Genomic DNA, 14,149 nt, shown 5'->3' with positions numbered 1-14,149 from the left:
TACCTTGCTGTCTCAGGGGTCCGCAGGAAGAGCCCAAGTCTTGCATTCAGTATGAACCACCGGGCGAGGCCGGTTATTGCGATGCTGTTCACAGGGACGCGCGGGCGCGGGCGACCCCGGGAGGTTGTGCCCCTATACATTCGTCGCGGCTCGCACTGCATCATCGGCCTGAACCGCGGGCAAAAGCGCCCACGCCCGCGATCGCCGGCCCCGGGTGGGCTCCAGCAATACGCCGACTGCGGCGAAACGGCTCCCTATTCGCGGCCAGCAATCTACTCTGACCGGCATGAGCATCACAGTGAGACTGGCGGTACCGGTCGTGACCTCGATATTCGCGGCCGGACTTGGAGTGGGCATCGCCTGCCCGCAACGGGCCACGGCCGACGCGTGCGCCGACGTCGGCGGTCGGCACGTAAGCGTCGGTGGCTGCACCGACCCGGGGCGCTGGGGTAACTGGGTGCTGCCCGCCGGTGCGATGACGGTCCCGCCGCCCGACGCACCACCGCCGTGCTACACCCCGTCCGGCGAGCCGTACTGGACGCCGCCGGGCGAGCCCTGCTGACCCGAGGCGGCAGGCTTATCGCGCGGTGAGCAACCGCTCTACGTACTTCGCGATCACATCGACTTCCAGATTCACCTGCGTCCCGACCGGGGCGCGACCCAACGTGGTCAGCTCCCGGGTGGTGGGGATCAACGAAACCTCGAACCAGTCGCGGCCGAGCCCCGAGACCGTCAGGGAGATGCCGTCGACGGTGATCGATCCCTTCTCGACGACGTAGCGCGCCACCGCCGCGGGGACCTCGATCCGCACCACTTCCCAGTGCTCGGACGGCGACCGGCTGACCACCTGACCCGTCCCGTCCACGTGCCCCTGCACGATGTGCCCACCGAGCCGGCTGTTCACCGCCGCGGCGCGCTCCAGGTTGACCGGGCTGCCGACCTCCAGGGCGCCCAGGTTCGACCGGGTGAGGGTTTCGGCCATCACGTCGGCGGTGAACTGGCCGTCGGGCAGCAGCTCCGCGACGGTCAGGCAGACGCCGTTGACGGCGATCGAGTCGCCGTGCCCGGCGTCCGAGGTGACGACGGGTCCGCGGATGGTGAGCCGCGCGGCGTCGGCCAGCACGTCGCGGCCCGTCACCTCTCCGAGTTCCTCGACAATTCCGGTGAACATGCCATCAGGTTAATCGGATGCCCAAACGCGGCGGTCGCGCTGGTGAGCAGCCCCAAACCGGCGTCGCCGGGCGGGCGCCGGGCCCCCGCGTCTCCAAAGCCGGCCGGCGGCACCCTCTACGATGCAAGGTATGCAGACCCGCCGCCGTCTATCGGCCGTCATCGCATCCCTGACCCTCGCCACCGCCTTGATCGCCGGCTGTTCATCGGGTTCAAAGCAGAGCGGCGCCCCGCTGCCCGACGCCACGACCCTGGTCAAGCAGTCGGCCGACGCCACCAAGGCCGTCAAGAGCGTGCACCTGGTCCTGTCGATCCAAGGCAAGATCCAGGGGCTGCCCATCAAGACGCTCACCGGTGACCTCACCACGGCGCCGGCCACCGCCGCCAAGGGCAACGCCACCATCACCCTGGGTGGATCCGACATCGACGCCAACTTCGTGGTCGTCGACGGCACCCTGTACGCCACCCTGACGCCGAACAAGTGGAGCGACTTCGGCAAGGCTTCCGACATCTACGACGTGTCGGTGCTGCTGAACCCGGACACCGGGCTGGGCAACGCGCTGGCCAACTTCAGCAACGCCAAGGCCGAGGGCCGCGAGACCATCAACGGGCAGAGCACCATTCGGGTCAGCGGCAACGTGTCGGCGGACGCGGTGAACAAGATCATGCCGCAGTTCAACGCGACGCAGCCGGTGCCCAGCACGGTGTGGATCCAGGAGAGCGGCGACCACCAGCTGGTGCAGGCGAACATGCAGAAGAGTTCGGGCAATTCCGTTCAGGTCACCCTGTCGAACTGGGGTGAGCAGGTCCAGGTCACCAAGCCCCCGGTGAGTTCATGAGTTCGCAGACCGGACGCCGCGTCGCGATCAGCGCCGGCAGTCTGGCGGTGCTGCTGGGCGCGCTGGACGCCTATGTCGTCGTGACGATCATGCGCGACATCATGAGCGACGTTCACATCCCCATCAACCAGCTGCAGCGCATCACCTGGATCATCACGATGTACCTGCTGGGCTACATCGCCGCCATGCCGCTGCTGGGCCGGGCCTCGGACCGGTTCGGCCGCAAGCTGGTGCTGCAGGTCAGCCTGGCCCTGTTCATGGTGGGCTCGGTGGTGACCGCCCTCGCCGGGCACTGGGGCGATTTCCACCTGCTGATCGCCGGCCGCACCATCCAGGGTGTGGCCAGCGGCGCGCTGCTTCCGGTCACCCTCGCCCTGGGCGCCGACCTGTGGGCGCAGCGCAACCGCGCCGGCGTGCTGGGCGGCATCGGCGCCGCGCAGGAGCTCGGCAGCGTGCTGGGCCCGCTGTACGGGATCTTCATCGTGTACCTGTTCCACGACTGGCGCTACGTGTTCTGGATCAACGTGCCGCTCACCCTGATCGCGATGGCGATGATCCAATTCAGCCTCCCGTCGCACGAGAAGGTCGAGAACCCCGAGCGGGTCGACCTGGTCGGCGGAGTGCTGCTCGCGGTCGCCCTCGGCCTGGCCGTCATCGGCCTGTACAACCCGCAACCCGACGGCAAGCAGATCCTGCCGAGCTACGGGCTCCCGCTGGTCATCGGGGCGGTCGTCGTCGCGGTGCTGTTTTTGCTCTGGGAACGGTTCTCGCGCACCCGGCTGATCGAGCCGGCGGGGGTGCACTTCCGCCCCTTCCTGGCCGCGCTGGGCGCATCGTTGGCCGCAGGTGCGGCGCTGATGGTGACGCTGGTCGACGTGGAGCTGTTCGGCCAGGGCGTGCTGCAGATGGACCAGACGCAGGCCGCCGGCTTGTTGTTGTGGTTCTTGATCGCGCTGCCGATCGGGGCCGTGCTGGGCGGCTGGATCGCCACCCGCGTGGGCGACCGGGTGATGACGTTCATCGGGCTGCTGATCGCGGCCTATGGTTACTGGCTGATCCACTACTGGCGCCAGGACGTATTGAGCCAGAAGCACGACATCTTCGGGGTGTTCAGCGTTCCCGTGTTGCACGCCGACCTTCTGGTCGCCGGCATCGGCCTGGGCCTGGTGATCGGGCCCCTGACGTCCGCGGCGCTGCGGGTCGTGCCGTCGGCACAGCACGGCATCGCCTCGGCGGCCGTGGTGGTGGCCCGGATGACCGGCATGCTGATCGGGGTCGCGGCGCTCAGCGCGTGGGGCCTCTACCGGTTCAACCAGATCGTCGCGGGGCTGACCGCTGCGATACCGCCCAACGCCTCCCTGCTGGAGCGGATCGCCGCGCAGGGGACGATGTACCTCAAGGCGTTCGCGATGATGTACGGCGACATCTTCAGCGCCACCGTGGTCATCTGCATCGTGGGAGCGCTGCTCGGCCTGTTGATCGGCGGTCGCAAAGAACACGCCGAGGAGCCGGAAGCCGTTGAGCCGCAAGCGGTTTCGTTGGGCGAGCGCTAGCGCTACGCGCTTCCGATCGTCACCGGCGGACCGGTAGCACACCCGACAGGGTGGCCGGCACCGGCGCTTGGGTCCCGCACGGTGGCCCCGGGTCTCCTATTCTGGCTGCGTGCCGTGGCGCATTGATCCTCAACCGTCAGCCGAACGGTTGCACGCGATCGGCTGCACGGCGTTCCTTGCGATGCTCGGCTTATACGCCGCGGCCGGAGCGCACGCCGGAACCACCGGCCGCGACACCACCCTGAATTGGGCGCTCGGCGCGGCCGCGTTGCTGGCGGCGTTCGTCGCGCTGACGGGCCGGCTCCGCGGTTGGCAAGGCCGGCGCGGATTGCTGGTGGGATGGCCGGTGGCGTCGCTTGTCGTCACCCTCCTCGCCGGAGCCATCGAACCGGCCGCCACGCGCGACTTCCCCGGCACGATCACGATCACCTTCGCCTACCTCGGCCTCACCGGTCGGCGGTGGCGCTCACTGGCCCTGCTCCCGCTCGGCGCCGCGGCGTTCGTGGTGGCCTGCGTGAAACCGCTTCCCGCCTCGACGCTGACCGTGGTGCTGGCCGCGACCATGTGGGTCCTCGTCGCGGAGGTGCCGGCCTGGCTCATCGACCGGCTCGTGCAGCAGAGCCTGTTACTGCGCGACATCGCGCAGACCGACGCGTTGACCCGATTGCTGAACCGGACCACCCTGGCACACCGGCTGTCGCAACACGCCGGCCGGTGCGCCGTGGTGCTCGCCGATCTCGACAACTTCAAGCGCTACAACGACCGTCACGGCCACGAGGCCGGCGATGAAGTTCTGGTCGCCTTCGCCGACGCGCTGCGCCGGTCGGCCCGCAAGAATGACGTCGCCTTCCGCATCGGCGGCGACGAATTCCTCCTCCTGCTGATCGATGCCGATACTCCAGAGGCCGGGCGGATCCTCGATCGGCTCCGCCGCCGGTGGGCCGAGGTCGGCGCGCCGGTCGACTTCAGCGCAGGCATTGCCGCCGGCGAGCGCGACGTCATGCGTCTTGCCGACGCAGACATGTATGCCGACAAGCGTGCGCGCGGCCTAACCGGCAAGGACCCGATGCAAGGCGATTCGGCCGGTCACCGCTAATCGACGCGTGGAACCAGGCTGAGCACGAGATCCGGCCCGAGCCGGTCCACTCCGTCGAAATGCCAGCGCAACGCCCGCGCGATGGTGGGCACCCCGACGTCGTCGACGACGGAGATCGGGCCGCCCAGCAGCGTCGGCGCGACGTACGCCAGGATGCGGTTGACCGCCCCCGCCCGCAGGAACGCGCCCGCGAGGGTGGGACCGCCCTCCAGCAGGACGTCGGTGCGGTCCGACAGCGCCTTGATCACCTCCATGGGGTCGTGCGTGCGAATCACCATGGTCCGCGAGTCGTCGTTGAGAACCTTTGCCTCCGAGGGTATTTCGCGCATTCCCACCACCACGCGCAGCGGTTGCCGGTCGGCCAGCGAGCCGTCGGGCAACCGGGCGGTCAGCGCCGGATCGTCGGCCAGCACGGTGCCCGTGCCGACCACGATCGCGTCGGCCGCCGCGCGGCGGCGATGCAGGTCCAGCCGCGAGGCCTCGCTGGAAATCCATTGGCTGGTGCCATCGGCGGCCGCGCTGCGGCCGTCGACGCTGCCGGCGTACTTCCAGGTGACGTGCGGCAGCCCGGTCCGCTGCTTGTGCAGCCATTCCCGCAAGGGCCCGCCGGCCACCTCGTCGCCCAGCACCCCGGCCGTCACCCGCACGCCGGCCTCGGTCAGCCGGGCCGCGCCACCGGCGGCGTCCGGGTTCGGGTCGGCGACGGCGTAAACCACCGCCGCGAGCTCGGCCGCCAGGAGGGCGTTCACGCACGGCGGGGTCTTGCCGTAGTGGTTGCAAGGCTCGAGGGTGACCACCGCGGTTCCGCCGGCCGCCAGGTCGCCGGCCCGCCGCAACGCCAACACCTCGGCGTGGTCGCCGCCGGCGGGTTCGGTGCCACCGACGCCGACGACCACGCCCGCGGAGTCCAGGATGACCGCACCCACGGGCGGGTTCGGATAGGTGCTGCCCTTGACGTGGTTAGACTGCTCGATCGCCAGGCGCATGGCCGCGTCGAGGCCGCCCGCGGGCTGGTTCATCGGCGCAGGTGCGGTGAGGCGGCGGCGGCCTGCCTCCGCAGCGCCTCGATGGCGGCCTCCGGGTCCTCCGCGCCGTAAACGGCCGACCCGGCGACGAAGCAGTCGACGCCGGCCTCGGCGGCCTGCTCGATGGTGTCGTCGTTGATGCCGCCGTCGATCTCGACCAGGATCGTCAGCTCCCCGGCGTCGATCAGCTTGCGCGCGGTGCGCACCTTGCTCAGCACGTCGGGGATGAAGCTTTGGCCGCCGAAGCCGGGTTCGACCGACATGATCAGCAGCGTGTCGAACTGCGGCAGGATCTCCAGGTACGGCTCGAGCGGGGTGCCCGGCTTGACGCTGATGCCGGCCTTGGCGCCCGCGGCGCGGATATCGCGCGCCACGCCGACCGGGTTGTCGGTGGCCTCGGCGTGGAACGTCACGTTGTAGGCGCCGGCCTCGGCGTAGCCGGGCGCCCACCGGTCGGGGTCCTCGATCATCAGATGGCAGTCCATCGGGATGTTCGTGGTGGCCAGCAGGCTTTCGACCACCGGCAGGCCGATGGTCAGGTTCGGCACGAAGTGGTTGTCCATCACGTCGACGTGCAGCCAGTCGGCGCCCACGACGGCGGCGGCCTCGTCGGCTAGCCGCGCGAAATCGGCGGACAGGATGGACGGCGCGATCAGCGGCCTACCGGTGTTGCCAGACATGTGCGCCAGACTACTGAGCGCCGCCGGCGGCTTCACGCCGGCAAGCCGCGCCGTTCCCCGCCCGCGCCCGATTGCCCGGGCGCTCGCCGCGGCCCTACCCCGCTTCTCGGCGCAGCGCGGCCGCGAACATCGCATCGGTGCCGTGTCGATGCGGCCAGAGCTGGACGTGCGGCCCATCCCCCAGCCCGGTGACCGGCTCGAAGAGCGGCCGAGTGTCCAACGCGGACACCGGATGCCGGCGCAGCGCGTCGGCCACCACGCCGACGGTCTCGGCGAGATGCGGCGAGCAGGTCGCGTAGAGCACCACACCGCCCGGCCGGGTCAGCTCGATCGCGGCGCCCAGCAGCTCGCGCTGCAATTTGGTGAGCGCGGGCACGTCGCCCGGCTGGCGTCGCCACCGGGCCTCGGGCCGGCGCCGCAGCGCGCCCAGCCCGGTGCACGGCGCGTCGACGAGAACCCGGTCGAACGTCGGCTCGAGTCCGCTTCGCCGCCCGTCCACCCGCAGCACGTCGACCGGGAGGCCGCGGGTGTTCTGCACCACCAGGTCGGCGCGGCGGTTCGCGGGCTCCACGGCCGTGACGCGGGCCCCGGACTCCGCGCCCAGCGCGGCCAGCAGCGCGGTCTTGCCGCCCGGTCCGGCACACAGGTCCAGCCACCGCCCCGCATCGTCCTCGACCGGCGCCAAGGTCAGCGCCCGCGCGACCAGCTGGCTGCCCTCGTCCTGGACCAGCGCGGCGCCGTCGCGTACCTGGGCCAGCCGACCCGGGTCGCCGCCCGGCAGGTACACCGCGTAGGGCGAATACCGGCCGACCGTGCCGCCGACGGCGTCGGCCAGCTCGGCGGCGCTCAGCACACCGGGACGGGCGGCCAGGTGCACCTGCGGGCGGTCGTCGTCGCTGGCCAGCACCGCGTCGAGCTCGGCCGCGGCCGGCCCCAGCGCATCGGCGAAGGCCTGCGCGATCCAGCGCGGGTGCGCGTGCACGAAGGCGGCATGACCGACCGGATCGCGCGCCGAATCGGGCGCCAGCTCCTCGACCCAGGACTTCTCGTCCCGGGCGGCGACGGCGCGCAGCACGCCGTTGACGAAGCCCGCTCGCGCCGAATCGAATTCGATCCCCGCCTGTTCCACCGTCGTCGAGACCGCGGCGTAGGTGTCGACCCTGGTGCGCAGCAACTGGTAGGTGCCCAACCGCAGCAGATCGAGCAGCACCGGGTCGATGGTGTCCGGCGACCGGTTGGCGGCGGCCCCGATGACCGCGTCGAGCAGGCCCCGGGTGCGGCAGGTGCCGTAGGTCAGTTCGGTGGCGAACGCGGCGTCGCGGCCGCTGATTCCGCGTTCGCGCAGCAGGGCGGGCAGGGCCAGGTTCGCGTAGGCGTCGCGCTCGCTGACCGCCCGCAGCACGTCGAACGCGGCGGCGCGTGCCGGGTCGAACGGCCGCCGCCGCCTGCCGCGCCCGCGGTCGGTGGGCCGCGGCGGGCTCATGTCGCCCGCGCCGCAGAGTCGAGACGCGCTCCCCGGGCCCAGTCGACCGCGTTCATGAGCTTCTTGCCGGGTGGTTGAATCTGGCCCAGCCGCACCGCCTGCGAGCCGGTGCCGATCCACACGTTCTTGCGGTCAACGTGAATAGCGCCGGGCGCCAACGGTTCTGGGGCATCGGCGTCGATACTCACCGGGCCGAGCTTGATGCGCAGGTCGCCGATCAGCGTCCAGGCGCCCGGATTGGGTGTGACCGAGCGGATCCGGCGCTCCACGACCGGCGCCGGCAGGTCCCAGCGCACGCGGGCCTGCTCGACGGTGATCTTCGGCGCGATGCTGACCCCGTCGGCGGGTTGCGGTCGCGGCGTCAACGTCCGGTCTTCGATGCCGTCCATGGTGGTCGACAGCAGCGCCGCGCCCGAAACGGCCAGTCGCCCAAGCAGTTCACCGGCGGTGTCGGTCGGCCGGATCGTCTCGGTGACGACGCCGTAGACGGGCCCGGAGTCCAGGCTGGGCTCGATCTGAAAGGTCGTCGCGCCGGTGACGGTGTCCCCGGCCGCGATCGCCGCCTGCACCGGCGCCGCCCCGCGCCAGGCTGGTAGCAGCGAGAAGTGCAGGTTGATCCATCCGTGCGGGGGCACGCCGAGCAGGCCGTCGCGCAGCAAGGCGCCGTAGGCCACGACGGCGCAGCAGTCGGGCGCCAGCTCTCGCAGTTCGGCGACGAATTCGTCCGAGTTCGGCCGCGCCGGCCGCAGCAACGGGATGCCCCGGTCGAGCGCTTCGCGGGCCACCGGCGACGGCTGCGGCCGACCGTGTCGGCCGACGGCCGCGTCGGGCCGGGTCAGCACGGCGATCACCTCGTGACGGGGCGAGTCGATGAGGCGGCGCAGCGCGGGCAGCGCGGGTTCGGGGGTGCCGGCGAAGACGAGACGCACCGGCACAGTCTAGAAAGCGGCGCCCGCCACCCACCAAAAACTTGCGCGAGTCGATTATTTCTCATGCATACTGTTTCTAGCGGTTACCATCTGCCGATGTGACCGCACTGCCGTGCTGGTGACAACGGGGTCGAGTGGGCAGCCCTTTTCCTTACCACGAAGGAGGTCTGATGACCCTCGACACGACGATCAGCGACAGCGCCGTGCATCGCACCGTATGGGCGCTGGGAGACTACGCCCTGATGGCCGAGGAAGTGATGGCGCCGTTGGGCCCGGTCCTGGTCAGGGCCACCGGCATCGGCCCCGGCGTCCGCGTGCTCGACGTCGCCGCCGGCTCCGGAAACATCTCGCTGCCCGCGGCCGCCACGGGTGCCACGGTGGTGTCCAGCGACCTCACCCCCGAGCTGCTGCAGCGGTCGCGGGCCCGCGCCGCGGCGCAGGGCCTGACGCTCGACTACCGGGAAGCCAACGCGCACGCGCTGCCCTTCGGCGACGGCGAGTTCGACGTCGTGATGTCCGCGATCGGCGTCCAGTTCGCCCCCGATCAGCAGCGGGCCGCCGACGAGCTGGTCCGGGGCTGCCGGCCGGGCGGGACGATCGGCGTGATCAGTTGGACGCCGGAGGGATTCTTCGGCCGGATGCTCGCCACCATCCGGCCGTACCGCCCCAGCCTGTCGCAGGCCGTGCCGCCCGCCGCGCTGTGGGGGCGCGAGGGCTACGTCACCGGACTGCTGGGCCACCGTGTCGGGCGGGTGACCGCGGTGCGCGGACTGCTCAAAGTGAACCGGTTCGACAGCGCCGAGGCGGTGCACGCCTACTTCAAGAACCACTACGGCCCGACGATCGAGGCCTACACGAACATCGGCCACAACCGCGTGCTGGCCGCCGAGCTGGACGCGCAACTCGTCGAGCTTGCGGAGCAATATCTCGCCTACGGCAGCATGGACTGGGAGTACCTGCTGGTCACCGCCGAGAAGCGGTGACGGCTAAAGGTCGATCTCGGCGTCGAGGTGAACGTCCGGCTCGCCGCCGGCGGCGGTGAAGGCGGTCAGGGCCCGCACCAGCCCGTGGCGCTCCGCCGGCGGCATCTTTTCCACGATGGCCGCGATCTCGGCGCGCCGGTAGGAGGTGACCTGGCGAACGACCTCGCGCCCCCGCTTCGTCAGCGCGGCCAGCAGCTCGCGCCGGGAGGTCGGGTGCGGGAGGCGGTCGATCAGCCCGGCCGCGACCAGCCGGTCGACCATCCGCCCGGTGGCCGACGGCTGCACCCCGAGCAGGCCGGCCAGCGTGGCGAGGTTCACCGGGCCCCGATTGGACAGGATCACCAGCGTCCGGAACTGCGGAATCGTGATGGTCTCGTCCACCTGCCCGATGGACCGCGCCGAAATGGCGACCAGCAAGCGGGAAGCCGTCAGCAAAGCGTCGGTGATTACGTCCAGCGAATCGTCCGCCGTGGTCACGTTCTCCGCTGCCATCTCGCCCCTTCTTCGGGATCGTCTCCGGCCTATCGGCGGCAGAAGACCAGGAAGTGTAACAACCTTCCAATGTCGTAGTCAGGCATTATTTCCGACGCATACTATCGCCTCGGGCAGGATTTGGCGAGGTCATCCGATGTGCAGCGGATCGATCTGCACCCGGACCGGCTCGTGGGTCTGGCGCGCGGACAACACGCTCACGCCGCGGCGCAGCGCCGCGGCCAGCGCCAGCCCCTGCTCCCGGCGGGCGCGCACCAGCATCCTGGTCACCGGCACGCCGGCCGGGGTCCCCGCCGGCCGGCGGACACCCGCCGGCAAATCCACCGGCCCCAACACGTCGGCGCCCTCCGGTAACCCGGCCTCCTCGAGCAGCGCCGCCACCGCGTCGGCGGCGCCGTCCAGGGCCGCCATGTGCACGCTCGGTGGCAGGCCCACCTCCGTCCGGGCCGCCAGGTCGGCCTCGGCATGACCCACCGGATCCCAGCGGATCAGCGATTGCACCGTGGGAATCGACGATTCGGCCACCGCCAGCACCACCCCGCCGTCGCCGCGGGCACGCACCAGCGCCGCGGCGGACATCCAGCGCCACAGCGCTTCCTCCGCGGCGCGCAGGTCCTGGCGACCCAGCAGCGCCCAGGTGTCCAGCAGCAGCGCCGCCCCGTAACCGCCCGCCGCGGCGGGCTCCGCCCCCGGCGTGGCCACCACCAGCGCCGGGCCCGCGGCCACCTGCGGGACGACGCCCTCGCCCGACGAGGTGACCACCGCGGTGCCGGGAAACGCGCGCCCGAGTTCCTCGGCGGTGCGGCGCGCCCCGACGACCACGGCGCGCACCGCGTCCGACCCGCAGCGCGCGCAGCGCCGCGTCGGCTCAGTCCGCCCGCACCAACGGCAGACCAGCGCCGGGCCGCCCTCCCGCAACGACTCGGCCAGGGAGAGCGGACCCGTGCAGTGCCGGCACCGGGCGATGGTGCGGCAGCGCGCGCAGGCCAGCGACGGGACGTATCCGCGCCGCGGCACCTGCACCAGCACCGGCGCCCCGGCCTCCAGCGACGAGCGGGCGGCGCGCAGCGCGATCGACGGGATGCGCGCGGTCCGCGCGGCCGGGTCGCGTTCGTCGGCGTAGCCGGTGTCGTCGAGGGCGACCACCCGCGGCGTGCGGGCGCGCACCACCGCCCGGGCCGCGACGATGTCGTGCGCCCACCCGCTGCGCACCAACGCCTGCGCCTCGGCGGTGCGCGCGTAGCCCCCGATCAGCGCCGCGCACCGCGCCTGGTGGGCGCGCAGCATCGCCACCTCGCGGGCGTGCGGGTACGGCGCCCGGGGCTCGGCCAGGCTGTCGTCGGCGTCCGCCCACACCATCACCAGACCCAGATCGCTCAGCGGCGCGAAAGCCGCGCTGCGGGTGCCGATCACCAGCCTGGCCTGACCGCGCAACGCTGCCAGCCATCGCCGGTAGCGGGCCGCCGGCCCCAGCCCGGCCGACAGCGCCACCACGCCGCTCTCGTCGATCCGCGCGGCCGCGGCCCGCACCAGCGAGTCCAGGTCGCGCTGGTCGGGCACGATCGCCAGCACCGCCCGACCGGCGCGGACCGTCTGCGCGGCGGCCTCGGCGAACCGGTCCGCCCACGACTCCCCCGGCAGGGCCTGCCAGACGGCCCGCGCAGCGCGGGACTCGGCCAGGGCGTCCAGGAACTGGGCGCCCCGCCCGTAGACCGCCCACGCCGACGGGTCGACCGGCGCGGGTGGCGGCGGCCGCACCGCCGCCGTCGGTTCCCGCTCCACCCGCGCGTGCCGGGGCGGCACCGCCAGGCGCAGGACGTCCGGCCGGGTGCCGGCGTAGCGCGCCGCCACCGCGTCGACCAGCCGGCGGATCTCGGCTGTCAGCACCGGTTCGGCCGAGACGACGCGGTCCAGGTAACCGAGCTTGCCTTGATGGTCGGTGTCGTTGCGGCGCTCCAGCACGAACGCGTCGACCAGCCGGCCGTGAAACCGCACCCGCACCCGCACCCCCGGCTGGGCGTCGTCGGACTGCTCGGCCGACACCAGGTAATCGAACTCGCGGTCCAGGTGCGGCACCGAGAGCATCGGCAGCACCCGGGCAATGGGCTCGACCTGAACGGGTGTGCGCGCGCTGCCGCTCAAGGCGCTCTCATGGCCCGGCTGGTGCTCAACCCCGTACCGTCCGGGTCAGCTTTCGGCCGGTTCCGGGGTGCCGGCGTCGGCCGGCGCCTCACGACCGAAGAAGAACCCCGCGGTCATCAGGATCAGCGCCGCAGCGTACGACCACCAGATCGGCACTGCCAGCGCCTCGTTGCCCAGGATGAAGCGGCCGATGGCGATCAGCGAATCCGACGCCGCGAAACACACCGCCCCCACCGCCGTCCAGATCGTCGGCAGCTTCGCCACCAGAGCGGCGCACACCATCGCGGTCAGCACCAGAATGTAGGCCGCCACCGGGAGCGTCAGCTTGCCCAGGTGCGGCCAGAACCAGGCCAGCAGCGCGGCGGTGGCCACACACATCGCGACCACGGCGGCGATGCGCAACCGCGACGGGCGTCTGGCGGCCAGGGGCAGCAGCGCTCCCAGGAAACACAAGTGCGCCAACAGGAATGCGCCAAGGCCCACGACGAACGACTGGGCCCACCACGGGATCGCCAGCGACCAGTCACCGACGGCCGACAGCAGCAGCGCCGGCATCAGCCACCGCCGCTCACGCACGACGGCGTGGCCCGCCGCGGCGGCGGTCAGCAACAGCGCCATCGAGGCCTTGAACAGCGGCTGCGCCACCCAGTGCCCGGTCAGCTCGGCCCCCGGCTCCGAACCCAGCGCCAACACCGTCAGGTACACGCCGTAACCGAGGGCCGCCCAGCCTGCCAGCACCCAGCCGCCGAACACCAGCCGAGGTGCGTACGGTACGTCCATGCCCAGCTTGGACAACACAGCCGACGAAAAGCCCGCTATCGACCCCATCCTGCAGAAGGTACTGGATGCGGTTCCGTTCCGGCTATCCACCGAGGACGGCGTCGACGCGGCGCGGCAACGGTTCCGCGACCTGCCCCGGCGGCCGCTGCACCCCGAGCTGCGCGTCGAAGACCGCGCCATTCCCGGTCCAGGAGGGTCGGTCGGCGTCCGGATCTATTGGCCGCCAATCGAATCCGAGAGCGCCACCCCGCCCGTCGTGCTGTATTTCCACGGCGGCGGATTCGTGGTGGGCGACCTCGACAGCTACGACGGCACGGCCCGCCAGCACGCCGTCGGCGCCGACGCCATCGTGGTCTCCGTCGACTACCGGCTGGCGCCGGAGCACCCCTACCCCGCCGCGATCGAAGACGCCTGGGCCGCAACGCTTTGGGTCGCCGAGAACGCCGCCGGGCTGGGCGGTGACCCGAACCGGATGGGCGTGGCCGGGGATTCGGCCGGTGGCACGATCAGCGCGGTGATGGCCCATCGGGCGCGGGACCACGGCGCACCGGCCATCGCGTTTCAGCTGCTGTGGTACCCGTCGACGATGTGGGACGCGTCGCTGCCGTCCTTCACCGAAAACGCCGGCGCGCCGATCCTCGACGTCAAGGCCGTCGCCGAGTTCTCGCGTTGGTACGCGGGCGAAGTCGACCTGTCCGCCCCGCCGCCGGGCATGGCGCCCGGGCGGGCCGGCGACGTGTCCAACCTGCCGCCCGCCTACATCGCCGTCGCGGGTCACGACCCGCTGCGCGACGACGGCATCCGGTACGGCGAACGCCTTGCCGCCGCCGGCGTGACCGTCGAGGTGCACAACGCCGAGACGCTGGTGCACGGTTACCTCGGCTACGGCGGCGTGGTGCCCGCGGCCACCGCCGCGATGGAACGCGGGCTGACGGCCCTGCGAACGGGGCTACGCCGCTGAAGCCGGAGCGTACGGT

General features: G+C 71.8%; 14 protein-coding genes. 6 read left to right on the top strand and 8 right to left on the bottom strand.

The features are described from left to right. The first annotated feature begins 286 nt into the window (after nt 1–286). Nucleotides 287–562: a hypothetical protein gene (locus A5701_RS11760; RefSeq protein WP_067752967.1), complete on the top strand. Its 276-nt coding sequence runs from the start codon at nt 287–289 to the stop codon at nt 560–562. 15 nt (nt 563–577) lie between these two features. Here A5701_RS11760 and A5701_RS11755 read toward each other — a convergent pair whose 3' ends face one another. Continuing rightward, a complete protein-coding gene (locus A5701_RS11755; RefSeq protein ID WP_067752964.1) occupies nt 578–1,171 on the bottom strand; it encodes a riboflavin synthase in 594 nt (197 codons plus the stop codon). Between the two features lie 130 nt (nt 1,172–1,301). Here A5701_RS11755 and A5701_RS11750 point away from each other — a divergent pair, with 130 nt between their 5' ends. From A5701_RS11750 to A5701_RS11740, 3 genes are all read left to right on the top strand, one after another. Then, nucleotides 1,302–2,009: an LppX_LprAFG lipoprotein gene (locus tag A5701_RS11750; protein ID WP_067752961.1), complete on the top strand. Its 708-nt coding sequence runs from the start codon at nt 1,302–1,304 to the stop codon at nt 2,007–2,009. Next, nucleotides 2,006–3,562, top strand: a complete 1,557-nt coding sequence (locus tag A5701_RS11745; RefSeq protein ID WP_067752949.1) for an MFS transporter — start codon at nt 2,006–2,008, stop codon at nt 3,560–3,562. Before A5701_RS11750 ends, A5701_RS11745 begins: the two co-directional genes overlap by 4 nt. Nucleotides 3,563–3,830: 268 nt before the next feature. Next, on the top strand, nt 3,831–4,658 hold the full coding sequence (locus A5701_RS11740) for a GGDEF domain-containing protein (RefSeq protein WP_231969201.1): 828 nt from the start codon (nt 3,831–3,833) through the stop codon (nt 4,656–4,658). On the opposite strand, the gene ribD is transcribed toward A5701_RS11740, so the two are convergent. From ribD to fmt, 4 genes are all read right to left on the bottom strand, one after another. Next, nucleotides 4,655–5,677, bottom strand: coding sequence for a bifunctional diaminohydroxyphosphoribosylaminopyrimidine deaminase/5-amino-6-(5-phosphoribosylamino)uracil reductase RibD (gene ribD, locus A5701_RS11735; RefSeq protein WP_067752943.1), 1,023 nt, complete (start codon nt 5,675–5,677; stop codon nt 4,655–4,657). The genes A5701_RS11740 and ribD overlap by 4 nt on opposite strands. Next, a complete protein-coding gene (gene rpe / locus A5701_RS11730) occupies nt 5,674–6,363 on the bottom strand; it encodes a ribulose-phosphate 3-epimerase (protein WP_067753097.1) in 690 nt (229 codons plus the stop codon). Before rpe ends, ribD begins: the two co-directional genes overlap by 4 nt. 94 nt (nt 6,364–6,457) lie before the next feature. Then, entirely contained in the window at nt 6,458–7,846 is a 1,389-nt protein-coding gene (locus A5701_RS11725) for an RsmB/NOP family class I SAM-dependent RNA methyltransferase (RefSeq protein WP_067752940.1), read from the bottom strand. Then, on the bottom strand, nt 7,843–8,775 hold the full coding sequence (fmt, locus tag A5701_RS11720; protein WP_067753094.1) for a methionyl-tRNA formyltransferase: 933 nt from the start codon (nt 8,773–8,775) through the stop codon (nt 7,843–7,845). Before fmt ends, A5701_RS11725 begins: the two co-directional genes overlap by 4 nt. Before the next feature lie 170 nt (nt 8,776–8,945). On the opposite strand from fmt, the gene A5701_RS11715 reads away from it, so the two are divergent. Beyond that, nucleotides 8,946–9,758 carry a class I SAM-dependent methyltransferase gene (locus A5701_RS11715; protein ID WP_067752937.1) on the top strand — a complete coding sequence of 271 codons (813 nt, stop codon included), beginning with the start codon at nt 8,946–8,948 and terminating at the stop codon, nt 9,756–9,758. A 3-nt stretch (nt 9,759–9,761) separates the two neighbouring features. Here the strand turns inward: A5701_RS11715 and A5701_RS11710 are convergent, their stop codons facing one another. The 3 genes from A5701_RS11710 to A5701_RS11700 form a co-directional block, all read right to left on the bottom strand. After that, a complete protein-coding gene (locus A5701_RS11710) occupies nt 9,762–10,250 on the bottom strand; it encodes a MarR family winged helix-turn-helix transcriptional regulator (RefSeq protein WP_067752933.1) in 489 nt (162 codons plus the stop codon). Between the two features lie 129 nt (nt 10,251–10,379). Next, on the bottom strand, nt 10,380–12,392 hold the full coding sequence (locus A5701_RS11705; RefSeq protein ID WP_231972811.1) for a primosomal protein N': 2,013 nt from the start codon (nt 12,390–12,392) through the stop codon (nt 10,380–10,382). A 45-nt stretch (nt 12,393–12,437) separates the two neighbouring features. After that, nucleotides 12,438–13,172 carry a lysoplasmalogenase gene (locus tag A5701_RS11700; RefSeq protein ID WP_067753088.1) on the bottom strand — a complete coding sequence of 245 codons (735 nt, stop codon included), beginning with the start codon at nt 13,170–13,172 and terminating at the stop codon, nt 12,438–12,440. On the opposite strand from A5701_RS11700, the gene A5701_RS11695 reads away from it, so the two are divergent. Beyond that, on the top strand, nt 13,171–14,133 hold the full coding sequence (locus A5701_RS11695) for an alpha/beta hydrolase (RefSeq protein ID WP_067752930.1): 963 nt from the start codon (nt 13,171–13,173) through the stop codon (nt 14,131–14,133). The two genes, A5701_RS11700 and A5701_RS11695, sit on opposite strands and share 2 nt — an antisense overlap. The last annotated feature ends 16 nt before the right edge of the window (nt 14,134–14,149 follow it).

The sequence above is a fragment of the Mycobacterium sp. E3305 genome (assembly GCF_001666785.1).
GTDB lineage: Bacteria > Actinomycetota > Actinomycetes > Mycobacteriales > Mycobacteriaceae > Mycobacterium.
This window is presented reverse-complemented; position numbering and strand designations above follow the sequence as displayed.